The sequence below is a fragment of the Teichococcus deserti genome, assembly GCF_001982615.1.
GTDB lineage: Bacteria > Pseudomonadota > Alphaproteobacteria > Acetobacterales > Acetobacteraceae > Pseudoroseomonas > Pseudoroseomonas deserti.
Window position 1 is genome coordinate 1 of the sequence record NZ_MLCO01000205.1, and the last position, 22,068, is coordinate 22,068.

The window sequence follows — 22,068 nt, forward strand, 5'->3', positions numbered from 1 at the left end:
GGACGGAGCGGAAGGAAAGATCGCGCAGCGGCTGGTCGCCGAATTGCAGGCTGGCGCGGATGTCCTCGCGCTGCTCCGGCGTCAGGGGCAGGGTCGCCCGGAAATGCCAGTCGGGGATGCTGGTCACCGTGACGATGCCGCGGGCGTCGACGGCCAGGGCCGGCTCCGGCAGCCTGGACCAGCTTTCCTCCAGCTCGTTGAACTCGGCTTTGACGACGATGACGCCGACCGGGCCGGCGGCGTCCTCGACCCGGCGGGACAGATACAGGCCGGGGCGGTGGCTGACGGTGCCGAGCGCGAAATGCTCCGCAGGGCGGCCGGCCCAGGCCTCGCTGAAATAGGGGCGGAAGGCATAGTCGCTGCCGACGAAGCTTTCCGGCAGTTGCCAGTTGCTGGCGGCGACGGCCAGGCCGCCGGGGTTCAGGGCATAGAGCACGCCGGTGCGGGTCGCCGCCGCCAGCCGCTCCAGCTTGCGGTTCAGCGCGTCGAGGCGCCCGGGCGTCGGATCGCGCAGGGCCTGCACCAGGTCGGGGTCCTGGGCCAGGATGACCGGCAGGCTGCGCTGCTTCTCGATCTCGGCGCGCAGCACGGCGCCATGCAGCCCGGCGGTGGCGCGGGCGCCGGATTCGAGCTCGGCCAGGACCTGGCGGGTGGCCAGCAGGTCGGCGGCGCGGTCCAGCCCGGCCAGCAGGCCGAGGGCGGCCAGGCCCAGGCCGAGGCGCTGCCAGCGCCGGGTCAAGCGCGGCCAGCCCGGGCGGAAAGCCGCACCGGCGCACCAAGGCCTGTGCCGAAATCCACACAAACCGGTTCCATTCCAGGAAATTGCTGCACCGCAAACATGTATAAGACCAAAGACTTAAAAATCCTCCGGACCGGCGCGGCTTGTGGCATCCGGCTTGCCTTGGGGGAAGGGTCACACGGCGCCGCGGCGTCGCCCCCGAACCATCCGCACGACCCCTCGAAGGGCCGTCGCGAAGCACCTGGAGGACCATCCATGGCTGCCCTCGACCTCGCCGCGGCCCGGCCGCCGGCGCCGCAGAAGTTCTACCAGCACCTCTATGTCCAGGTGCTGTTCGCGATCACCATCGGCATCCTGCTGGGGCATTTCTACCCGCAGACCGGCGCCGACATGAAGCCGCTGGGCGACGCCTTCATCAAGCTGGTGAAGATGGTCATCGCGCCCGTGATCTTTTTGACGGTCGTCACCGGCATCGCGGGCGTCCGGGATCTCGGCAAGGTCGGGCGGGTCGCCGGCAAGGCGATGCTCTACTTCCTGGTCTTCTCGACGCTGGCGCTGATCATCGGCCTGGTCACCGGCAATGTCATCCGCCCGGGCGCCGGGCTGAACATCAACCCGGCGACGCTCGATGCGGCTGCGGTGTCCGGCTATGCGGCGAAGGCGCATGAGACGACCATCACCGGCTTCCTGATGAACATCATCCCGGCCTCGCCGGTCAGCGCCTTCGCCTCGGGCGACATCCTGCAGGTGCTGTTCTTCTCGGTGCTGCTGGGCCTGGCCCTGGCCGCGGTGGGCGACAAGGCCGACCCGGTGATGCGGGTCTTCCACTCGGCCTCGGCCGGCATGTTCAAGCTGGTCGGCATCCTGATGAAGGCCGCGCCCATCGGCGCCTTCGGCGCCATGGCCTTCACCATCGGCAAGTACGGCATCGGCTCGATCGCCAACCTGGCGATGCTGATCGGCACCTTCTACCTGACCTCGCTGCTCTTCGTGCTGGTCGTGCTCGGCGCCGTCGCCCGCTACAACGGCTTCAGCATCCTGGCGCTGATCCGCTACATCAAGGAGGAGCTGCTGCTGGTGCTCGGCACCTCGTCGTCGGAAGCGGCGCTGCCGACGCTGATGGAGAAGATGGAGCGCGCCGGCGCCCGCAAGTCCGTGGTCGGGCTGGTGGTGCCCACCGGCTACAGCTTCAACCTGGACGGCACCAACATCTACATGACGATGGCGGCGCTGTTCATCGCCCAGGCCTGCAACATCGAGCTGTCGCTGTGGGACCAGGTGCTGCTGCTGCTGGTGGCGATGCTGTCGTCCAAGGGTGCCGCCGGCATCACCGGCGCCGGCTTCATCACGCTGGCCGCCACGCTCTCCGTGGTGCCCTCCGTGCCGGTCGCCGGCATGGCGCTGATCCTCGGCATCGACCGTTTCATGTCCGAGTGCCGGGCGCTCACCAACCTGGTCGGCAATGCGGTGGCCACCCTGGTCGTCGCCCGCTGGGAAGGCGAGCTGGACCAGGAGCGCCTGGACGCTGCCATGGCCGGCAACCCGATCCCGCTGCGCGACCCGGAGCTCGGCGGCGACCTGGTCATGCAGCCCGCCGAGTAATTCCGGCCGGTTCCTGGGTCCCGTGAAAGGGGGGCGGGGGCGTGAGCCTCCGCCCCCTTGCCGTTCAGGCCTCGGACAGGGCGACGCGGTTGGCGACGCTGGGCCGCTGCTGCAGGCGGTCCCACCATGCGGCCAGGGCGTCGCAGCCCTCGGGGATCTCCAGCTGCACCAGGCCCGCGAAAATCAGCCCGCCGGCCAGGGTGATGTCGGCCATGGAGAAGGCCTCGCCGGCGACATGCGGCTGCGCCCGCAGCACCCCGTCGAAATAGCGTATCCCGCGCAGCGCCCTGTCGCGCTGGCGCAGGCCCCATTCGGGGTTCTGGTAGAGCTCCACCGTCGGGCCCAGCCCCGGCGTCGCATGGTGGAAATAGACGCTCACCGCATCCAGCACCTCGAGCTCGGCGCGCTTGCTCATCATGTGGATCAGGCCGCGCTGGCGGGGGTTGGCGCCGGTCAGCCGCGGCGCGCCCTCCAGATGGTCGAGATATTCGGTGATGGCGGTGCATTCGGCGATGCAGGTGCCGTCCTCCAGCTCCAGCACCGGCAGCGTGCCGGAAAAGTTCTTCTGCGCGCGGAACGCCTCCCGCTTGTGCTCGCCCTTGTAGAGGTCGACCGTCTCGAAGCGGACGCGCTCGCGCAGGCCCAGCTCGGCCAGCGCGATGCGCACCCGCGCCGGATAGGGGCCGGCCGGCCAGTCATGGACAATCATCATGCCTCGTCTTCCTACCTAACGTTAGGTAGGGTGGATAGGCCTTCCCAAAATGCCGGTCAAGCTTGATGCAGGGGCGATGCGACGGAGAGCCGACGACGTGACCTTGAATTCCCGTGAAGCGATCCTGGCCGCGGCCCGGCTGCGGGTGCAGGCGCATGGCTATGGCGGGCTCAGCTTCCGCGATCTGGCGGCCGAGGTCGGCATCAAGGCGCCCAGCATCTTCCACCATTTCGCCAACAAGGCGGAGCTCGGCGCCGCCGTCGCCCGGCGCTACCGCGAGGATGCGGCGGCGGCGCTGGCGGCGCTGGCGGAAGAAGGCCCCGATGCCCGGGCCAGCCTGGCGCGCTACCCGGCGACCTTCCGCGGCGCGCTGGAGAACGGCAACCGGCTGTGCCTGGCCAGCGTCATGGCGGCCGAGCTGGCCGACCTGCCGCCGCCGGTGCAGGCGGAGGTGCGGGACTTCGCCGCGATGAACATCGCCTGGCTGGCCGGGCGGATCGCCGCGGCCGGGCTGGCCGCGCCGGAGGGTGCCGGGCCCCGCGCCCGCGCCGTCTTCGCCGCCGTCGCCGGCGCCCAGCTGCTGGCCCGCGGCGGCGGCGGCGTCGCGGCCTTCGATGCGGTGGTCGACAGCTACCGCGCCGCCGGGCTCATCCCGAGCTGAGCCACGGGCGGCGCCAGGTTGACGGTGCTGTCCTCGTCCTCCGCGACCGCCGCGGCCTCCGCCTCGGCGGCGCGCGCGGCGCGCTCGGCCAGTTCGGCCCGGGCCTGGGCGGCGCGCCAGTAGGTCACCACCAGGTCGGCGTAGTCCTGCGGCTTCAGCCCCTGGGCGGCATAGCTGTGCAGCGCCACCTCGCGCAGCCCGTTATGGCTGCCGAGCCTCATGCCATGGCCCAGCTTCGGCGGCAGCGGCAGCCGCGGGCGGATCAGGAAGTTGCTGCGCAGCCGGCCGTTGGCCATGGTGAAGCCGAGATCCGCGACATGCAGCCAGGGGATCTCCGGCCCGTCCGGCACGCCGAAGCCGTCCGGGGTCAGGCGCAGGAAGGGGCGGCGGGCGCGGCGCACCTGCAGCCAGCCGGCGAAGAACATCAGCAGCGCCAGCAGCACCAGCGCCACGCCCGCCACCGGCACCGCGCGATCCCCGCTGTGCAGGCCGAACAGCCCGAGCCAGATGGCGGTGCAGGCCAGCGCGCCCAGGGCGAAGAACACGCCGACGCCGCCCAGCAGGAAGCCCTGCGCCCGGGTGTTGGGATAGAGCAGCCGCGCCTCCTGCTGCACGGCGCCGGCGGCCTCCTGCAGCGCCTCGGCCACCGCGGCGTGCTGGCTGCGCAGCCGCTGGATCAGCTCGTCCGACAGCTGCCGCATCAGCGCGGGCGCGTCGGCGAAGGCATGCTCCAGCCCGGCCTCGGCGGCGGCCACCGGCCGGGTGGCGCGGGCCAGCAGCGCCGGCGTCACCGCCTGGCCGAGCGAGGCCAGCCGCTGGCTGTCCGGCGGATGCGTGTCGGTCGGATGCGGCTGGCGGTCCTCCAGGTGGCGCGAGGGATCGTCCAGCCCGCGTTCCGCCGCGGCCGCCAGCATCTCGGCCAGCAGGTCGCGCGATCCCCGCTCGCCCGGGGCGTCGCGGGCGGCGACCAGCACCTCGTGGATGCGCGGCGCGATGGCGCTGCTGCGCAGCAGCGCGCTGGCCGCGGCCGGGGCCGAGGTGACGCGTGCGCCCACCGCGTCGGCGGCGAATTCGCGCAGCCGGCTCCAGTGATGCACCGCATGGTCGAACTGCTGCAGGAAGAAGGCGCCGAGCAGCAGGGCGGGGCGCGTCAGGATCGCGTTCAGCCCGTTGCCGCCGTCGCTGGCCGCCACCGCCTGCAGGCTGCGCAGCACGCCGGCATGGATGGGGACGAAGCGGCGGGAATAATCCGTGTCCTCGCCGGTGAAATGGCCGAGCTCATGGCCGATGATGGCGCCGCTCTCGGCCGCGTCCAGCATCGCCATCTGCGGCAGCGGCAGGTAGAGCGTGCGACCTTCGAGCGTCTCCCCGTTCGGCTGCAGCTCGACATCGCTGGAGGTGACGAAGAAGCCCTCGGTCAGGCCGACCACCAGGTGGTCGGGCGGCGCGGCGCCGGCGGCGGCGGCCAGCCTGTCGATCCGCGCCCAGAGGCCCGGCGCCGCGACACGGTCCAGCCGGCGGCCGAAGACCGGCAGCGGGTCGGGGGTGAACAGCCGCCAGGCGGTGCGCAGCTGCCGCAGCGCCTGCACCAGCACCACCAGCGCGCCGGCGCCGAGGAACAGCGCCACGCCCATCAGCTTCATGTCGCCCTGGCTCAGCTTGCCGGCATGCCACAGCCCCGCGGTCTCGAAGCCCAGCGCCAGCAGCGCGGCCGCGGTGATCAGCAGGATCTGCGCCGCCATCTGCGCCGGCAGGATGCGGCGCACCAGCTCGAAGCCCGAGAGCAGCGCCCGGCGCGAGGCGCGGCCGAGCCGGCCGATCACGATGGCGGCGAGCAGCCCGGCCGCCCCCAGCGCCGCCGCCAGCCCGCCGGCCAGCATGGTCCAGAAGGGCAGCGCGGCGCGGATCTCGGTCACCGCCTGCAGGCCGCGGACATCCTCCAGCTGGCCGGCGACCAGGGCGGCGGCCATCGGCGCGGTCTGCAGCCGCTCGAAGATGCGCACCCGCGCCTGCGGCGACTTCTCCGCCAGGGCACGCAGCTCGGCCTCGGCGCGCTCCAGCCGGGCGACGCGGTCGGCGCCGTCCTCGAGCGTCGCGACGACCCGGTCGGCCTGCCAGAAGCCGACGGCCGCGAAGGCCAGCGGCAGCAGCACCGTCAGCGCGACCAGGCGCAGCCCGCGCCGCCAGCCGGCGCGCCGCGCTGCCGTCGCCTGATCCGAGGCCTGATCCGCTGCCGACATCGCGCCGCGCCCTTTCCCGCCGAGGCGGCGATCAGGGGGGCGGGGCCGCCGCCTTGTCCAGCGCCCGGCGCTTCAACCGCGTGTGAAAGCGCGGGCCTTGCCGGGCGCCGCCGGGCGCTGCACGTGAACGTGAGGAATGCGCCCGCCGATGCCGCAGGCGTGATGCGCCCTTTGACCCGGCGGCGCATTCGGTGCAGGAAGGGCGGCGCGATCGGCCGGTTCGGCCGGCGCTCCCTACTCCAGGCCTGAGGCTCCGTCACATCTTGGAACATCTTCCCAGGCTGCAAAGCGGCATCGAGGGCCTGGACACGCTGCTGAAGGGCGGCCTGGTCGCCGGCGCCTCCTACATGATCCAGGGGCGGCCGGGCTCGGGCAAGACCATCCTGGCCAACCAGATCGCCTTCCACCACGCGGCGCAGGGCGGGCGCGTGCTCTTCGCGACGCTGCTGTCGGAATCGCATGAGCGGCTGCTGCAGTTCCTCTCGACGCTGCGCTTCTTCGACCGGCGGCGCGTCGGCAACGAGATCCAGTATGTCAGCGCCTTCGACACGCTGGAGAGCGAGGGTCTCGACGAGGTGGTCAAGCTGCTGCGCCGGGAGATCGGCCGGCAGAAGGCGTCGGTGCTGGTCGTCGACGGCGTGCTGAACGCACGGTCCCGCGCCGGCAGCTCGCTCGACACCAAGAAGTTCATCGCCGAGCTGCAGGGCCATGCCGCCTTCGCCGGCTGCACCGTGCTGTTCCTGACCAGTGCGCGGCTGGATGATTCCAGCCCCGAGCACACCATGGTCGACGGCGTCATCGAGATGTCGGAGGAGCTGACGGGCGTCCGCGCCAGCCGCCGCCTGCATCTGCGCAAGACCCGCGGCAGCGGCGCCGTGCCCGGGCTGCACGAGATGGAGATCACCGAGGCCGGCATCGTCGTCTATCCGCGGCTGGAGTCCCTGCTTGGCCAGAGCCAGGCGGAGATCGATCCGACCCGGGCGCCGATCACCTCGGGCGTCGCCGATCTGGACGCCATGGTCGGCGGCGGGCTGCAGCAGGGCTCGATCACCCTGGTGATCGGCCCTTCCGGCAGCGGCAAGACGACGCTCGGCCTGCATTTCGCGGCCCAGGCGACGCCGGAGGAGCCGGCGCTGATCTTCGGCTTTTACGAGACCGAGCCGCGCATCCGCCGCAAGGGCGGGGCGCTGGGCCTGCCGCTGGCCGCGAAGCTGGACAGCGGCGCGCTGCACATGGCCTGGCAGCCGACCACCGAGCGGATGCTGGATCCGCTGGGCTACCGGCTGCTCGATGAGGTCAAGCGCAGCGGCGCGCGCCGGGTGTTGATCGACAGCCTGGGGGGCATGGCGCGCGCTTCCACCAACCCGCAGCGGCATGTGGAGTTCTTCACGGCACTGCTGCAGGAACTGCGGATGATGGGGGTCACGGCCATGGCGACCTGGGAGATCCGTGATCTGTTCGACGCCAGCGCCCAGGCGCCGGCGCTGGAGCTGTCCAGCCTGTTCGACAACCTGCTGGTGCTGCGCTTCACCGAGGTGCGCTCCGAGCTGCGCCGGGTGCTGTCGGTGGTGAAGGTGCGCGACTGGCCCTACGAGGCCTCGCTGCGCGAGCTGATGATCACGCCGACCGGGCTGCGGCTCAACCGGCACTTCGAGAACGTCAACACGGTCCATCTGGGCGCCAACGCCCCCCAGCCAGGAGGCTGAGCGCGACAGCGTTCGGGGCGGATCGCACGCATGACAACCATCCTGGTGGTCGACGACGAGTTCCTGATCGGCGACGTCCTGGCCTTCGCGCTGGAGGATGAGGGCTTCGCCGTGGTGCGCGCCAGCAATGGCCGCAAGGCGCTCGACGTGTTCCAGCGCGACCGGCCGGTGCTGGTCATCACCGACTTCATGATGCCGGTGATGAACGGGCTGGAGCTGGCCCAGGCGATCCGCCAGCGGCCGGAAGGCCTTGGCCTGCCGATCATCCTGCTGAGCGGCGCCCAGGCGGAGATCGCCCGGCAGAACGGCCATCTCTTCTCGGCGGTCTTCGACAAGCCTTTCCGCGTGGCGGAAGTGGTGGCGCGGGTGGTCGAGCTGGCGGGGCCGCCGGGCTAGGTCGTGCTGGCGTGAGGCGGGAACGCCCGCCGCCTGCATCAAGCGGTCCGCTACACCTCGGCGAAACGCCCGCGCTGTCCCGGCACCAGGGTCGGCAACGGCGCGCCAGCCAGGCCGGCGGTCAGGTTGGCCAGCGCCAGCGCCGCCGCCGCCTGCACGCTCTCCGGCGAGCGCCCGGCCATGTGCGGCGTCAGCACCAGGTTGGGCAGGGCGCGCAGCGCTGCTGGCAGGTCGGGCTCGCCCTCCACCACATCCAGTGCGGCGCCCGCGATCCTCTTTTCGGTCAGCGCTTCGATGAGCGCCAGGGTGTCGACGGCGGAGCCGCGCCCGACATTGACCAGGAAGCCCTGCGGCCCCAGTGCCTGCAGCACGGCGGCGTCGACCACATGCCGGCTGCCGGCGCCGCCCGGCACCGCCACCACCAGCAGGTCGGAGCGCGCCGCCAGCGCCACCGGATCGGGCGCGTAGTCATAGGCCGCGCCGGCGACGGGGCGGCGGTTGTGATAGACGGTCGGCATGGCGAAGCCGGACAGCCGCCGCGCGATCCGCCCGCCGATGTCGCCCAGGCCCAGAATGCCCAGCCGCTTGCCGCTGGCCATGGGCCGCATGGTGCCACCGCTGCGCCAGCCGCCCTGGCGCACCAGCGCGTCCATCGCCGGGATGTCGCGCAGCAGCGCCAGCACCAGCGCGCAGGCATGGTCGGCGACGCAGTCGGCATTCGCCCCCCGCCCATGCGTGACCGGGATCTGCTTCAGCGTCGCCGCGTCAAGGTCGACGCCTTCATGGCCGACGCCCTGGGCGTGGATGATGCGCAAGGCGGGGAGGGCGGCGATCAGCGCCGCGGAAATCTCCGTGGCGCCGTTGGTCAGGATGCCGCCGATGGCCGCCCCCCGCCCGGCGGCGATGGCCAGCCGCGCCGCGGGCGTCGGCCCGTGATGCAGGGTGAAGGACGCCTCCAGCAGCGCCCGCGTCGTGGGCGCCAGGTCGATGGCGACGAGGATCTCAGGCCGGGATGCGGACATGCGGGCGCCCCTGTCGGCCGCCCGCAGCCAGGGCGGAAGCCCCAGTCCTAGACCCGGCCGCCGCCTGGCGGCAAGGCCTCAGCCGCCGCGCTGCAGCCAGGGGCTGGGCCGGACCTCGGCCGGCGGCTGGCTGGGCGCGCGCTGGCCGGCATCCAGGCTGCCCGGCGGCGCCGAGAGCGGCGCGCGCCCCTGGGCATCGACGCGGAAGCGGCCGAACTCGCTGTCCACCCGGTTGCCGTCGCCGCGCGGCGCGCCGGCGGGGCCGAAGCCGCCCGGATTGCTGCCGCCGGGATCCGAGCCGTTGCCCTGGCCGGGCGAGGCGGGCTGGGTGGTCGACTGGCCGGCCGCGCCGCCATCCTGCCCGGGGCCGGTCTGGGCGAAGGCCGGCCCGGCCAGCAGGCCGGCGGCAAGAACGAGGGCAGGAACACGCATCAGAGAACCTCCATGGCAGGCTGCGCCGGGCGAAGAGCCGGCGTCACCCAGGATAGACGCGCGCCCCCCGCCACCGGTTGCTGCCGCCGGTTGCTACAGCCGCTTCGAGGCCAGCACCTCGAAGACGCGTTCCAGATGCTGCAGGCTGCGGTCGTAGCGCCGCATCGCCAGGCAGGCGATCAGCGTGTCCATCACCGCCAGCTGGGCGATGCGGCTGGTCATCGCCTCGGTGCGGAAGCGGGTCTCGCGCGCCATGGTGTGCAGCAGGATATCGGCGTGGCTGTGCAGCGGCGAGCGGCCGTAATTGGTCAGGCAGATGGTCGTCGCACCCGCCTCCTTGGCCAGCTTCGTCGCCGCCACCGTCTCGATCGTGCTGCCGGAATGCGAGATGGTCAGCACCGCGACCCCGGGCCCGGCCATGGCGGCGCTGATCGCCATGACATGGGAATCGGTCACCACCTTGGCCTCGATGCCGATGCGCAGCAGGCGGATATGCGCATCCTCGGCGACCGGCGCGGCGCTGCCGATGCCATAGACCTCGACGCGGCGCGCGGCCTGCAGCGCGCTGGCCGCGGCCTCGAGCTGCGCCAGGTCCAGCACCTTCTGCGTGTCCTGCAGCGCCTGCATCCCGCTGCCGAACATTTTCTTCAGGATGGTGGCCGGATCGTCGTCCCTGGCCAGGTCCTCGTGGATGAACTGCACCGGCTGGACGACGACCTCGCGCGCCAGGGCCAGCTTCAGCTGCTGGAAGCCGCGCGCGCCGATGCTCTGGCACAGCGCGATGACGCTGCCTTCCGAGACGGCGCATTGCTCGGCGACCTCGGTCACCGACAGCGTCACCACCGTCTCCGGCTGCTCCAGGATGAAATCGGCAATGCGCCCGGCCTTGGCCGGCATCGAGGGGCGCAGCGCGCGCAGCTTCTCGATCGCGCCGGTGAACAGCGCGGCGCTGGGCGCGGCCATCAGGCGGCCTCCGCCAGCTTGTGCGGCAGCGCCTCGATGAAGGTGATGCCGAGCCGGCGCGCGCCGACGCCGTCGGTCGCCGGGTTGTCGCCGAACATCACCGTGCTCGCGGCGGTGCTGCCCAGCCGCGCCATGCCGGCCAGGAACAGCGCCGGTTCCGGCTTGCCGACGACGCGATAGGGCACGGCGCCCGTGCAGGCCAGCAGCGCCGCCAGCAAGGCGCCCGTCTCCGGCACCACGGCGCCGCCCGGGCCGGGATGCGTCAGGTCCGGGTTGCAGACCACCAGCAGCGCGCCGCCGCGCACCGCCCGCGCCGCCGCCTGCAGTTTCTCGTAGGTGAAGGTCCGGTCGCGGCCGAGGATCACCGCATCGGCCTCGCCGCTCGCCGGCCGCAGCCCCTGGGCGCGGGCATGCCCGATCAGCGACGGGCTGGTCAGCATCAGCACGCGGCAGCCCGGCCGTTCCCGCGACAGGCTGTCCACCGCCAGGGCGCCGGCCAGCAGGATCCGAGACTCCTCCATGGCCAGCCCGGCCGCGCGCAGCTTGGCGGCCAGCTCCGCCGGCGTGTGCTCGGCGTCGTTGGAGACGATGGCGCAGCGCGCGCCCAGCCGCCGCAGCGCCGCTGCCGCCCCGGGCAGCGCCTGGCCGCCGGCCATCAGCGTGCCGTCCAGGTCCAGCAGCACGCCCCGCGCCTGCAGCATCCTCTCATCCATCGCCCGCTCCAACATCACGCCCCGCGCATCCGGGCGAACTGAGTTCCTCTCAGTTTATGCCCTAAGAATGACTGAGTCAAATTCATCGACCTGTCGCCCTGGCGTCACGCGGCTGTCACGCACCGGCTCTAGAGGGGGCGAGGCCGGGGACCGCGGAGGGCTGGACATGGCAAGCATTCTCGGCAAGCGCCTGCTGCGCGTCCTGCTGACGCTCTGGGCCATCGGCAGCGTGGTCTTCCTGGCCACGCGGCTGAGCGGCAACCCGATCGACTTCCTGATGCCCGAAGGCCTGGACGGCGCCTCGCGCCAGGTGATGATCGCCTATTGGGGCCTGGACCGGCCGCTGCACGAGCAGTACTGGCGCTTCTGGGTCGCGCTGGCCCAGGGCGATGTCGGCATCGGCCTGGCCGAGCGCCGCGCCGTCTCCACCATCTTCGCCGAGCGGGTCGCGCACAGCGCCTCGCTGCTGCTGGCGACGCTGGCGCTGACCGTCGCGGTCGGCGTGCCGGCCGGCATCCTGGCGGCGATCTGGCGCAAGCGGGCGCGCGGCAGCGCCATCCTGCTGCTGGCTTTTCTCGGCTACGCCACGCCGAACTTCGTGCTCGGCATCCTGCTGATCCTCATCTTTTCCTTCTCGCTGCACTGGCTTCCGAGCGCGGGCTCGGCGACGCTGGCGCATTACGTCATGCCCACGGTGACGCTGGCCGCCTTCTTCATCGCCTCGCTGACCCGCTACACCCGCAACGCCATGCTCGACGTGCTGTCGCAGGACTATATGCGCACGGCACGCGCCAAAGGTTATTCCGAGGGCCAGGCGATCCTGCGCCATGGGCTGGGCAATGCGATGATCCCGGTGATCACCGCGCTCGGCCTGCAGGTCACGACGCTGGTCTCCGGCGCGGTGGTGGTGGAGACGGTCTTCGCCTGGCACGGCATCGGCGATCTCCTGGTCGGCGCCACGCTCAGCCGCGACTATCCGGTGCTGCAATTCGGCGTGCTGGTGGTCGCCGGCGCGGTGGTGCTGGTCAATATCCTGGTCGATCTCGGCTATGCCGCCATCGATCCCCGCGTCCGCCTGGCGGAGGCGTCGTGATGTCGGTCGCGCTCTCCCTCCGCGGCGCCGCGCGCGACATCGACTGGCCGGTCTGGATCGCGGGCGCGCTGGCGCTGACGCTGGTGCTGCTGGCGCTGCTCGCCCCCTGGATCGCACCCTTCGACCCCGACCGGCAGAGCCTGCTGACCCGGCTGCGCCCGCCAATCGGATTCGACCGGGCCGATCCGCGCTTTCTGCTCGGCACCGACCAGCTCGGCCGCGACCTGCTGTCGCGCTGCCTGCATGGGCTGCGGCTCAGCCTGTTCCTGGCGCTGTTCGGCACCGTCACCGGGCTGGTGATCGGCACGCTGCTGGGCATGGTGGCAGCGCTGGGCGGCAGGATCGCCGACGCGCTGGTCATGGGGCTGGTCGACGTCAAGCTGTCGCTGCCCTTCACCCTGGTGGCCCTCGTCGTCATTGCCGTCGCCGGCAGCAGCATCCCCGTGCTGATCCTGGTGCTGGGCATCGCCTATTGGGCGCATTTCGCCCGTCTGGTGCGGGCGCAGATCATGGCGCTGCGGGCGCTGCCCTATGTCGAGGCCGCGCGCTCCGCCGGCGCCTCCGGCTGGCGCATGGCGGTGGTGCATATGCTGCCCAACATCGCCTCGCCCGTGGTCGTGATGACCACGCTGAACTTCTCCAACCTGATCCTGCTGGAATCGGCGCTGTCCTTTCTCGGCCTCGGCGTGCAGCCGCCGACGGCGACGCTGGGCTCCATGGTCGGGCAGGGGCGCGACTACATGGCCTCGGCGCCCTGGATCGTGGCCGCGCCGGGCCTCTTGATCGTCATCACCTCGCTCGCCGTCATGCTGCTGGGCGACCATCTTCGCGACCGCCTCGACGTGCGGCTGCGCGACCGTTGAACGAAGGAACCTCTCGGATGTTCACCCGTCGTACCCTGGGGCTCGGCGCCCTGGCCGGGCTCGGTCTCGGCACCCTGCCGCGCGATGTCCACGCCGCCACCGACGAGCTGCGCGTCGGCGCGCAGAACCTGGCGCCCTGGCTCGATCCCGGCCGCGACTTCTCCAACGTCGGCTCGCAATTCTACTGGAACGCCTTCGACCCGCTGATCGGCAAGGACCATAGCAAGGCCGAGAGCGTCTGGCAGCCGGGCCTGGCGACGTCGTGGAAGCAGGTCTCGCCGACCGAGATGGAGCTGACCCTGCGCCAGGGCGTCAAGTTCCATGACGGCAGCCTGATGACCGCCGAGGACGTGGTCTTCTCGATCGACCGCATCGTCAACGCGACCTTCCCGCCCTATACCGTGCGCCAGCGCGACACCGTGCCGAACATGGCCAAGGTCGAGGCGGTCGGCGAGCACGTGATCCGCGTCACCGCCAAGCGCCCCGAGCCGCTGTTCGAGACGCTGCTGAACGCGCAGCAGCTGATGATCGTGCCGAAGCGCTACATCCAGTCGCTCGGCCAGGGCAATGCCGCCTTCGAAGCCTTCGCGCTGAAGCCGGTCGGCACCGGCCCCTATCGCATCGCCGAATTCGTCCCCGGCCAGCGCGTCGTCTATGAGCGCTTCGAGGATTTCTGGGGCGAGAAGGCGCCATTCCGCCGCGTCACGGTGCGCCGCATCCCCGAGCTGTCCGGCCGCATCACCGCGCTTGCCAACAACGAGGTGGACCTGATCACCAACCTGCCGCCCGACCAGCTGGCGACGGTGGCCGGGAACCCGGCGCTGCGGGTCGAGAGCCTGGTGACGCCGCTGTTCCATGTGGTGATCTTCAACACCCAGCACGAGAAGATGCGCGACGCGCGCCTCCGCCAGGCGCTGTCGCTGGCGGTCGACCGCGACACGCTGAACGCGGCGCTGTGGGACGGCAAGGCGGTGGTGCCGGCGACGCACAGCATGCCGCAATTCGGCCCGCTGCACATGCCGCAGCTGAAGACCTTCGCCTTCGACCCGGACCGCGCCAAGGCGCTGCTGAAGCAGGTCGGCTACAACGGCTTCCCGATCCGCTACGACACCGCGGCGATGTACTACACCAACGGCCTGGTGGCGGCGCAGGCAATCCAGGAGATGTGGGGCGCCGTCGGCGTCAAGATGGAGCTGAATGTCGGCGACGCCTGGACCGGCGCCGATCCGACGATGATGGCGCGCAACTGGTCGAACCCGATGTACTACCCCGACCCGGCCGGCTGCTTCGGCACCATGTGGGGCCCGACCGGCAACTCGGTGACCGAGGGCCGCTTCAAGCCCGACGCCGAATACACGGCCGAATGGGATCGCTTCCGCTATTCCACCGAGCTCGCCACGCGCCAGGACAGCTACGGCAAGCTGATGCAGGCCATCGCCAACGATCCGCCGGTGCTGCCGCTCTACCAGCCCTACGAATCCTTCGCCATGCGCCACAACCTTCGCTGGCGGCCGCTGCCGGGGCATATTCCTTACGTGCTCGACTTCCGCGCCGGCCGCGTGGCGATGGGCTGAGAGCAGGACAGCATGACCCGCATCGCCATCGTCACCGACATCCATCACGGGCTCGACAACCTGGCCAAGAAGGGCAGCGCCTCGCTCGCCCTGATGGCCGAATTCGCCAGGTTCGTCGCCGACAGCAAGCCGGATCTGGTGCTGGATCTCGGCGACCGCATCACCGACAGCGACCACGACACCGACCTGGTGTTGGAGCGCGAGGTGGCGGAAGCCTTCGCCGCCATCGAGGCGCCAATCCTGCACATCAACGGCAACCACGACCGCGATTTTCTCTCCGTTGCCGAGAACGAGGCGATCCTAGGCCAGCCGCTCGGCCATCGCGTCATCGATGCCGGCGATTGGCGCGTCGTGCTGTGGCGCGCGGACACGAAGCTGCATCGCCCTGGCGGCTTCCGCCTCGCCGAGCCCGATCTGATCTGGCTGGAGCAGGTGGTGCGCCAGGCCGACCGGCCGCTGCTGATCGCCAGCCATGTGCCGCTGTCGGGTCATGACATGACCGGCAACTACTGGTTCGAGCGCAACCAGCATGTCTCGCGCTATCCGGGCAGCGACCGGATCCGCGCGGTGCTGGCACGCGCGACCGTGCCGGTCGCCTGCGTCGCCGGGCATGTGCATTGGAACAGCCTGACCATGCTGGATGCCATCCCGCATTTCACCCTGCAGTCGCTGGTGGAGATTTCCACCACCGCGCCGCAGCCGGCCGGCGCCTGGGGGCTGATGCAGCTGGACCGCAAGATCGACTGGGAGGTCTTCGGCCTCGATCCCTTCGCGGTGCGGCTGGATGCGGCGCGCACGGTGCAGCGGCCGCTGCCCTGCCTGCCGGTGTTCCGCGACCTGGCGCTGCCCGTCCCGCTGACGGTCGGGGGGTGAGGCCTGTGCCCCCGCTGCTCGACGTCCAGGCGCTGTCCGTCGCCTTCGGCAAGCCCCAGGCCCCGAAGCCGGCACTGGAAAAAGTGTCCTTCGTCGTGCAGCCGGGGGAGGTGGTGGCGCTGGTCGGCGAATCCGGCTCCGGCAAGTCGGTGACGGCCATGTCGGTGATGCAGCTGATCGGCCGCGAGGGCGGGCGCATCACCGGCGGGCGCATGCTGTTCAGCCCGGACGGCGCCGCCCCCGTCGATCTCGCGCAGCTGGAGGAAGAAAAGCTCCGGCGGCTGCGCGGGCGGGAGATCGCGATGATCTTCCAGGAGCCGATGACCTCGCTGAACCCGATCAAGACGGTCGGCGTGCAGCTGGCCGAGGTGCTGGTGCTGCACCAGGGCGCCTCCTGGAAGGCGGCGACGGCCGAGGCGCAGCGCATGCTGGACCGCGTCCACATGACCGAGCCGGCGCGGCGCATGGGGCAGTATCCGCATGAGCTCTCGGGCGGCATGCGGCAGCGGGTGATGATCGGCATGGCGCTGCTCTGCCGGCCGAAGCTGCTGATTGCCGACGAGCCGACCACCGCACTCGACGTCACCGTGCAGGCGCAAATTGTTGTCCTGTTGCAGGAGTTGCAGCGGGAGACGGGGACGGCCGTGCTGTTCATCAGCCATGACCTGGCGCTGGTCTCGCAGATCGCGTCGCGCGTGGTGGTGATGCGCCACGGCCAGGTGGTCGAGCAAGCGCCGCGGGATTCCCTGCTGGCCGCGCCGACGCAGCCCTATACGCGGATGCTGCTGGACGCGGCGCCGCGGCTGGGCGGCGGCAGCCCGGCGCCGCTGCCGGCGGCCGCGCCGCTGCTCTCGGTGCGCGGCCTGTCCAAGACTTTCCCGACCCCGAAAGGCCCGGTGCAGGCGGTGGCCGATGTCGGCTTCGATCTGCAGGCCGGCGAGACCCTGGCGCTGATCGGCGAATCCGGCTGCGGCAAGTCGACCACGGCACGGATGGTGATGCGGCTGATCGAGCCGACCTCGGGCAGCGTCTCCATCGACGGCCGCGACATCACGGCGCTCTCGCCGCGGCAGATGCAGCCCGTCCGGCGCGCCATGCAGATGGTGTTCCAGGACCCCTATGCCTCGCTGAACCCGCGGCTCTCCGCCTTCGACGCCATCACCGAGCCGCTGGCCATCCACGCCCCGCGCATGCCGCGCGCCGAGCGCCGGGCGCGGGCCGAGGCGGTGCTGCGCCAGGTGCACCTGCCGGCCGACAGCCTGGACCGCTATCCGCACCAGTTTTCCGGCGGCCAGCGACAACGGCTGTGCATCGCCCGCGCGCTGAGCCTGGAGCCGCGCATCCTGGTCGCGGACGAGGCGGTCTCGGCCCTGGACGTCTCGGTGCAGATGCAGGTGGTGGCGCTGCTGCAGGAGTTGCAGCAGCGGCTGGGCCTGGCCTGCCTGTTCATCTCGCACGATATCGGCGTGGTGGAGCGGATCAGCCACCGCATCGCCGTGATGCGCGCCGGCCGCATCGTCGAGAGCGGCGCGACGCAGGACATCCTGCGCGCCCCGCGCGAGGCCTATACGCAGCAGCTGATCGCCGCCGTGCCGCGCCTGCCGCAGCCGCGCGCAGTGCAGGAGGCGATGGTCCCGGCCTGAGGCTTGCCGCCACGCTGTCCCGGGTGCAGGCTTCCCGCAACAGCGGAGGACGCGGCATGGCCGATCGGAAGGTGGCGCTCGTCACGGGCGCGGGGAAGAATATCGGGCGGGCGGTGGTGCTCGGCCTGGCCCAGGACGGCTTCGACGTCGTGGTCAATGGATCGAGCGACCGCGCCGCGGCGGCATCCGTCGCGGCCGAGGCGGAGAAGCTCGGCGCGCAAGCTCTGGTTGCCATGGCCGATGTCGGCAGCCCTGAAGCCTGTGCAGCCCTTGCAAAGGCGGCGCTCGAAAGGTTCGGCCGCGTCGACGTGCTGGTGAACAACGCGGCGCTGCGCCCGGCCCAGAAATTCCTCGACATCACGCCGGCGGATTGGGCGCGGGTCATGGCGGTGGATCTGGAGGCGGCGGTCTGGCTGTCCCAGGCGGTGCTGCCCGGCATGGTCGAGCGCGGCTGGGGCCGCATCGTCAACTTCACCGGCATGAACGCCATCCATGGCTATGCCGGCCGCGCGCCGGTCTCGGTCGCCAAGCATGGCGCCTGGGGTTTGACCAAGGCGTTGGCGAAGGAGTTCGCCAGGCAGGGGATCACGGTGAACGCCGTCTCGCCCGGCCCGATCGCCGCCGATGACGAGGACCCGGCGGCGCCCGGCCCGCGCCAGGCCTATGTCGCCAAGGTGCCTTCCGGCCGCATGGGCACGACCGCGGAGGTCGCCGCCGTGGTGCGCATGCTGGTCAGCGACGCCGGCGCCTATGTCAATGGCCAGATGCTGCAGGTGAATGGCGGCGCCGAGACCTGAGCTCAGCGCCGCTTTCTGATCAGGCGGGGCGGATGTCCATGGCCAGCGTCATCTCGTCGGCGCGCGGCGTGTGGACCAGGCCCTGCTTCATGCCCCAGGTGCATTTCTGGATGTGCAGCGGGATCCAGGCGGCTTCGCGCACCGCGATGCGCGTCGCCTCCTGGAATTTTTTCTCCCGTGCGCTGTCATCCGCCGTGGTGAGGGCATCGCCCAGCACCCGGTCGTAATCGGCGTTGGAAAAGCCGGTGTTGTTCACCGTGCCCCAGCCGCGCTGCATGTCCCGTGTTCCGAACAGCCCGCGCAGCCCGGCCGAAGGCTCGCCGGCGGAATTCGCCCAGCCGCCCATCGAGATGCTGGTGTCCTGCCGCGCGCCGCGCTGCGCCACCACGGCGAAGGGCATCGTCTCGACATTGGTCTTCACGCCGATGCGCGACCACATCTGGCCGATGCTCTGCGCCACCTGGGCATCGTTGATGTAGCGGTCGTTGGAGGCCAGCAGCGTCACCGTGAAGCCGTCGCCCACGCCGGCTTCCGCCAGCAGCTTCTTCGCCGCATCGACGTCGAAGCTCGGCACGGGAATGTCGGCGACATAGCCATAGGTGCCCTCCGGCATCACCTGGCCGGTCGGCGTCGCGGCGCCGGACATGATGCGCTCCGTGATGCCGGCGCGGTTGATGGCGATGGACAGCGCGCGGCGGACGCGGATGTCGGTCATCGGGTTGCGGATCGGCTCGCCGTTCGGGCCGGAGACATAGGGCGATTCGGTGCGGAAATCGGTGCGCAGATAGACCGAGCGCAGGCTGGTGATCTCCGACAGCCGCAGCCGCGTCTCGCCGCGCAGCCGGGCGCGGTCGGAGGTGGGGACATTGTCGATGAAGCCGACATCGCCGGCCTGCAGCGCCGCCACGCGCGCGCCGTTGTTCGGGATGATGCGGTAGTTCAGCCTGGCCCAGGCCGGCTTGCCGCCCCAGTAATCGTCGTTGCGCACCATCTCGACCCGGTCGCCGGAGCGGAAGGCGACCAGGCGGAAGGGCCCGGTGCCGATGGCGTTGCGGCCATTGTTAAAGTCGCCGGTGGAGGGGTTCTCGCCCAGCCCATGCCAGATGATCGAGACCTGCGACAGGTCGCCCGGCAGCAGCGGATAGATGCCGGCGGTTTGGAAGCGGAGGGTGTGGCTGTCCACCACGTCCACCTTGGTGATCGCCTTGGTGTAGACCGCGAAGGAGCCCGGGCTGTTCACCACCTTCGGCACGCGGTCGAGCGTGTAGACGACGTCGCGGGCGGAAAACTCCTCCCCGTTGTGGAAGCGCACCCCGCGGCGCAGCACGAACTCCCAGGTGCTGTCGTCGAGACGCTTCCAGCTCTCCGCCAGGCCCGGGATCATTCGCCCCTGCGCATCGCGCCGGATCAGCGTGTCGAACAGATGCGCCGACAGCGCCATGTTCGGCGTCAGCGTGTAGAAATGCGGGTCGACCGAGCTGGGCGGAGCACCGACGGCCAGGTCCAGGGTGGCATCCTGCGCCGCCGCGGCGCGCAGGCCGGTGAGCGCGGGGGCCAGGGCAGCGCCGAGCAGCAGGCGGCGGGGAAGGCCAGTCGGAACGCCAATCATGCGAAGCTCCTTCTTGGACGGGCGTCAGCCCAGCAGGTCGCGGGCCAGGCGGATGAAGACCCGGGCGCCGGTCTCGGTCAGCGCGTCGGGGTAATCGAATTCCGGATTGTGCAGCGCCGGCCCGCCGATGCCCGCGCCCAGCAGCACCATGGCCGACGGCGCGTTCTGGCCGAAGCGGCCGAAATCTTCCGAGGCGCGCATCGGAAACAGGGCCGTGTCATGCGGCACGCCCTCGGCCTCGAGCGCGCGCCGCCAATGCGCGGTGGCCTCCGGCGCGTTGTCGCAATGGTCGAAGACGTCGCGATACGCGATGGAGAGGCCGAGGCCGTTCTCGTCGGCGGCCTCGCGCGCCAGGGCCTCGGCGGCGGCGCGGAGCGCGGCCATGCGGTTGTCGGTGAGCGTGCGCAGCGTGCACCAGAGCTCGGCCTGGCCGGGGGCGACGCCGAAGCAGGCCTCGCCCATTGTGGCGTGGGTGACGGTGACCAGCGAGAACTCGGCCTCCAGCGGCCCGCCGCGGCCCAGCGCCGTCAGCCCCGGCATCAGCTTCGCCAGGGCGTTCATCGGCGAGGTGCCGGTCTCGGGCGCCGAGGCATGGGCGGTGCGGCCCGACAGCACGATCCGCATCCCCGCCGAGGCGCAGTTCGCCGGCCCTTCGGCGATGGCAGCCGACCCCAGAGCGATGCCCGGCATGGTGTGGCAGGCGAAGGCCAGGTCGGGGGCAATGGCAGGAAAACGCGGATCGGCGATGACGGCGGCGGCGCCGCTGCCGTCTTCCTCGGCCGGCTGATAGAGGATCACCGACCGGCCGCGCGCCGGTGCCTGGCGGCCCAGCGCACGTGCCAGCCCGGCCAGGATCGCCATATGCCCGTCATGGCCGCAGGAATGGGCGCGGCCGGGGATCTCGGAGGCATGCGGCGCGCCGGAGGCTTCCAGGATGGGCAGCGCGTCGAGCTCGGCGCGGAACAGCACGGTGGGGCCTGGCGCGGCGCCCGGAAAGATGCCGGCGACGCCATGGCCGCCCAACCCGGTGATCACCTCGGCGGCGCCCGCCCCGCGCAGGAAGGCCGCCGCCATCGCCGCGGTCTCGACCTCGGCGCCCGACAGTTCCGGCCGGCGATGCAGCGCCTGCCGCCAGGCGGCGATGTCCGAAAGATCCTGGCGGGTGAGGGTCACGCGGGGCACTCCATGCGTCGTCGCGGGCAGCGAGCCATGCGCCCGTTGAACTGTCAACAGTTGACCGGGTGCGGGCAAAGCGGCTAGCGAGGCGGCATGGACGCCGCCCATGGCACCCCGCTGATGACCACGCTCAGCCTGGCCGGCGCCGCCCGGCTCGAACTGATGCGGCTGATCCACCGGGGCGCGCTGCGTCCCGGCGACCGGTTGAACGAGGTGGCGCTGGCGGAACGCTTCGGCATCAGCCGCGGCCCGCTGCGCGAGGCGGCGCGCGCGCTGGAGGGGGAGGGGGTGCTGGTCAGCCGCCCGCGCCTCGGCTTCTTCGTCGTCCGCTTCACGCCGGAGGAAATCCGCGGCGTCTATGCCGCCAAGACCTGGCTGGAACAGGCGCTGATCGAGGACCTTTCTGTTCATTGCTCGATCGAGCGCCGGCGTGAATTTCTGCAAGCCCTGCAGGCGACCGCGCGGCCCGACCGCATCGGCTTCACCGAGGCGCTGCTGCGCTTCCGGCTGGAGGTCTGCGCCGCGCTGCAGAACCGCTTCCTGGCCGAGATGATGGCCGCGCTCTACAGGAAATTCGCGATCATCGGCGCGGTGGTGCCGGTGCCCGACAGCAGCGACCGCCAGGGCTGGATCCTGGCGGCGCAGCAGCGTTTCTGGACGGCGATGATTGCCGGCGACACGGCCACCGCCCGCGCCGTGCTGGCCGAGGACACCGCGCACTGGCTGGCGGACCTGCCGCCGCGCTTTGGCGACCCCACCCCCGCCAACCGCGCCCGCCGCCGCCCTGTGCTGGCGGCGGCTCAGTAGAGGTTGTGCTTCATCGCATGGTCGTAGCGCTCGTCGATCGTCGCCGCCGCGGCCGGGGGCAGACCGTTCAGCCCGGCCGAGACCTGGCCCATGCTGGGCAGGCGGTCGCGGGCGATGATCGAGGCCGGCTCCCACAGCCGGGCGCGATTCACCGCCTTGCCGCAATGGAACAGCACCTCGTCGATGGCGACCAGGGTCGCGGCCTTGGGATGGTGGCCACCCTCCTCCAGCCGCGCCAGCAGTTCAGGAGCGGTGGAAAGCCGGCCGCGGCCGTTGATGCGCAGGAAGACCTCGAGGCCGGGGAAGATGAAGAGCATGCCCAGCCGCGCATCCTCGGCCAGGTTGCGCGCGGATTCGATGCGGTTGTTGCCGCTCCAGTCGGCGAAGGCGAGCGTCCTGCTGTCCAGCATGCGGACGAAGCCCGGCGGCCCGCCGCGCGGCGAGGCG

21 protein-coding genes are annotated in these 22,068 nt (G+C 71.4%); 11 read left to right on the forward strand and 10 right to left on the reverse strand.

What is annotated here, in order from left to right:
- The coding region (locus BKE38_RS19725) for a PDC sensor domain-containing protein (protein WP_474104348.1) at window positions 1-739 on the reverse strand (739 nt) is incomplete at its 3' end.
- A 255-nt stretch (window positions 740-994) separates the two neighbouring features.
- Here BKE38_RS19725 and BKE38_RS19730 point away from each other — a divergent pair.
- Window positions 995-2,341: a dicarboxylate/amino acid:cation symporter gene (locus BKE38_RS19730; RefSeq protein ID WP_076958968.1), complete on the forward strand. Its 1,347-nt coding sequence runs from the start codon at window positions 995-997 to the stop codon at window positions 2,339-2,341.
- Between the two features lie 64 nt (window positions 2,342-2,405).
- Here the strand turns inward: BKE38_RS19730 and BKE38_RS19735 are convergent, their stop codons facing one another.
- Window positions 2,406-3,053 carry a glutathione S-transferase gene (locus tag BKE38_RS19735; RefSeq protein ID WP_076958969.1) on the reverse strand — a complete coding sequence of 216 codons (648 nt, stop codon included), beginning with the start codon at window positions 3,051-3,053 and terminating at the stop codon, window positions 2,406-2,408.
- A gap of 97 nt (window positions 3,054-3,150) precedes the next feature.
- On the opposite strand from BKE38_RS19735, the gene BKE38_RS19740 reads away from it, so the two are divergent.
- Window positions 3,151-3,714 (forward strand): TetR/AcrR family transcriptional regulator, encoded by a 564-nt coding sequence (locus tag BKE38_RS19740; RefSeq protein ID WP_076958970.1) that lies wholly within the window; start codon window positions 3,151-3,153, stop codon window positions 3,712-3,714.
- On the opposite strand, the gene BKE38_RS19745 is transcribed toward BKE38_RS19740, so the two are convergent.
- Window positions 3,684-5,954 (reverse strand): M48 family metalloprotease, encoded by a 2,271-nt coding sequence (locus BKE38_RS19745; protein WP_076958971.1) that lies wholly within the window; start codon window positions 5,952-5,954, stop codon window positions 3,684-3,686. The two genes, BKE38_RS19740 and BKE38_RS19745, sit on opposite strands and share 31 nt — an antisense overlap.
- Window positions 5,955-6,217: 263 nt before the next feature.
- Here BKE38_RS19745 and BKE38_RS19750 point away from each other — a divergent pair, with 263 nt between their 5' ends.
- Window positions 6,218-7,660 (forward strand): DUF7125 family protein, encoded by a 1,443-nt coding sequence (locus BKE38_RS19750; RefSeq protein ID WP_076958972.1) that lies wholly within the window; start codon window positions 6,218-6,220, stop codon window positions 7,658-7,660.
- A 30-nt stretch (window positions 7,661-7,690) separates the two neighbouring features.
- Window positions 7,691-8,056 (forward strand): response regulator, encoded by a 366-nt coding sequence (locus BKE38_RS19755; protein WP_076958973.1) that lies wholly within the window; start codon window positions 7,691-7,693, stop codon window positions 8,054-8,056.
- Window positions 8,057-8,106: 50 nt separating this feature from the next.
- On the opposite strand, the gene BKE38_RS19760 is transcribed toward BKE38_RS19755, so the two are convergent.
- The 4 genes from BKE38_RS19760 to BKE38_RS19775 all read right to left on the reverse strand — a co-directional run bounded on the left by BKE38_RS19760 (window position 8,107) and on the right by BKE38_RS19775 (window position 11,186).
- Window positions 8,107-9,078: an NAD(P)-dependent oxidoreductase gene (locus tag BKE38_RS19760; RefSeq protein ID WP_076958974.1), complete on the reverse strand. Its 972-nt coding sequence runs from the start codon at window positions 9,076-9,078 to the stop codon at window positions 8,107-8,109.
- Between the two features lie 78 nt (window positions 9,079-9,156).
- Window positions 9,157-9,510 (reverse strand): hypothetical protein, encoded by a 354-nt coding sequence (locus BKE38_RS19765; RefSeq protein WP_076958975.1) that lies wholly within the window; start codon window positions 9,508-9,510, stop codon window positions 9,157-9,159.
- Between the two features lie 93 nt (window positions 9,511-9,603).
- A complete protein-coding gene (locus BKE38_RS19770) occupies window positions 9,604-10,473 on the reverse strand; it encodes a MurR/RpiR family transcriptional regulator (protein WP_076958976.1) in 870 nt (289 codons plus the stop codon).
- A complete protein-coding gene (locus BKE38_RS19775) occupies window positions 10,473-11,186 on the reverse strand; it encodes an HAD-IIA family hydrolase (protein ID WP_165694233.1) in 714 nt (237 codons plus the stop codon). Before BKE38_RS19775 ends, BKE38_RS19770 begins: the two co-directional genes overlap by 1 nt.
- Before the next feature lie 166 nt (window positions 11,187-11,352).
- Between BKE38_RS19775 and BKE38_RS19780 the strand changes: the two genes are divergently transcribed.
- From BKE38_RS19780 to BKE38_RS19805, 6 genes are read left to right on the forward strand one after another with little or no spacing between them, the layout of a single operon-like run.
- Window positions 11,353-12,279, forward strand: a complete 927-nt coding sequence (locus BKE38_RS19780) for an ABC transporter permease (protein WP_076958978.1) — start codon at window positions 11,353-11,355, stop codon at window positions 12,277-12,279.
- Window positions 12,279-13,142 carry an ABC transporter permease gene (locus BKE38_RS19785; protein WP_076958979.1) on the forward strand — a complete coding sequence of 288 codons (864 nt, stop codon included), beginning with the start codon at window positions 12,279-12,281 and terminating at the stop codon, window positions 13,140-13,142. The genes BKE38_RS19780 and BKE38_RS19785 overlap by 1 nt, the downstream gene beginning before the upstream one ends.
- A gap of 17 nt (window positions 13,143-13,159) precedes the next feature.
- Complete coding sequence (locus BKE38_RS19790; RefSeq protein ID WP_076958980.1) at window positions 13,160-14,716, forward strand: ABC transporter substrate-binding protein; 1,557 nt, start codon at window positions 13,160-13,162, stop codon at window positions 14,714-14,716.
- A gap of 12 nt (window positions 14,717-14,728) precedes the next feature.
- Window positions 14,729-15,589, forward strand: coding sequence for a metallophosphoesterase family protein (locus BKE38_RS19795; protein ID WP_076958981.1), 861 nt, complete (start codon window positions 14,729-14,731; stop codon window positions 15,587-15,589).
- Window positions 15,586-17,232 carry an ABC transporter ATP-binding protein gene (locus BKE38_RS19800; RefSeq protein WP_076958982.1) on the forward strand — a complete coding sequence of 549 codons (1,647 nt, stop codon included), beginning with the start codon at window positions 15,586-15,588 and terminating at the stop codon, window positions 17,230-17,232. Before BKE38_RS19795 ends, BKE38_RS19800 begins: the two co-directional genes overlap by 4 nt.
- Window positions 17,233-17,288: 56 nt before the next feature.
- Window positions 17,289-18,029, forward strand: a complete 741-nt coding sequence (locus BKE38_RS19805; RefSeq protein ID WP_076958983.1) for an SDR family NAD(P)-dependent oxidoreductase — start codon at window positions 17,289-17,291, stop codon at window positions 18,027-18,029.
- A 19-nt stretch (window positions 18,030-18,048) separates the two neighbouring features.
- On the opposite strand, the gene BKE38_RS19810 is transcribed toward BKE38_RS19805, so the two are convergent.
- Both BKE38_RS19810 and BKE38_RS19815 read right to left on the reverse strand, forming a co-directional pair.
- On the reverse strand, window positions 18,049-19,638 hold the full coding sequence (locus tag BKE38_RS19810) for an ABC transporter substrate-binding protein (protein WP_076958984.1): 1,590 nt from the start codon (window positions 19,636-19,638) through the stop codon (window positions 18,049-18,051).
- Between the two features lie 24 nt (window positions 19,639-19,662).
- A complete protein-coding gene (locus BKE38_RS19815) occupies window positions 19,663-20,811 on the reverse strand; it encodes an amidohydrolase (RefSeq protein WP_076958985.1) in 1,149 nt (382 codons plus the stop codon).
- Window positions 20,812-20,907: 96 nt separating this feature from the next.
- Here BKE38_RS19815 and BKE38_RS32255 point away from each other — a divergent pair, with 96 nt between their 5' ends.
- The gene (locus tag BKE38_RS32255) at window positions 20,908-21,621 is read left to right on the forward strand and encodes a GntR family transcriptional regulator (protein WP_076958986.1); all 714 of its coding nucleotides are present in this window, start codon (window positions 20,908-20,910) and stop codon (window positions 21,619-21,621) included.
- Here BKE38_RS32255 and BKE38_RS19825 read toward each other — a convergent pair.
- A partial coding sequence (locus BKE38_RS19825; protein WP_076958987.1) for a pyridoxamine 5'-phosphate oxidase family protein occupies window positions 21,615-22,068 on the reverse strand: 454 nt, incomplete at its 5' end. The genes BKE38_RS32255 and BKE38_RS19825 overlap by 7 nt on opposite strands.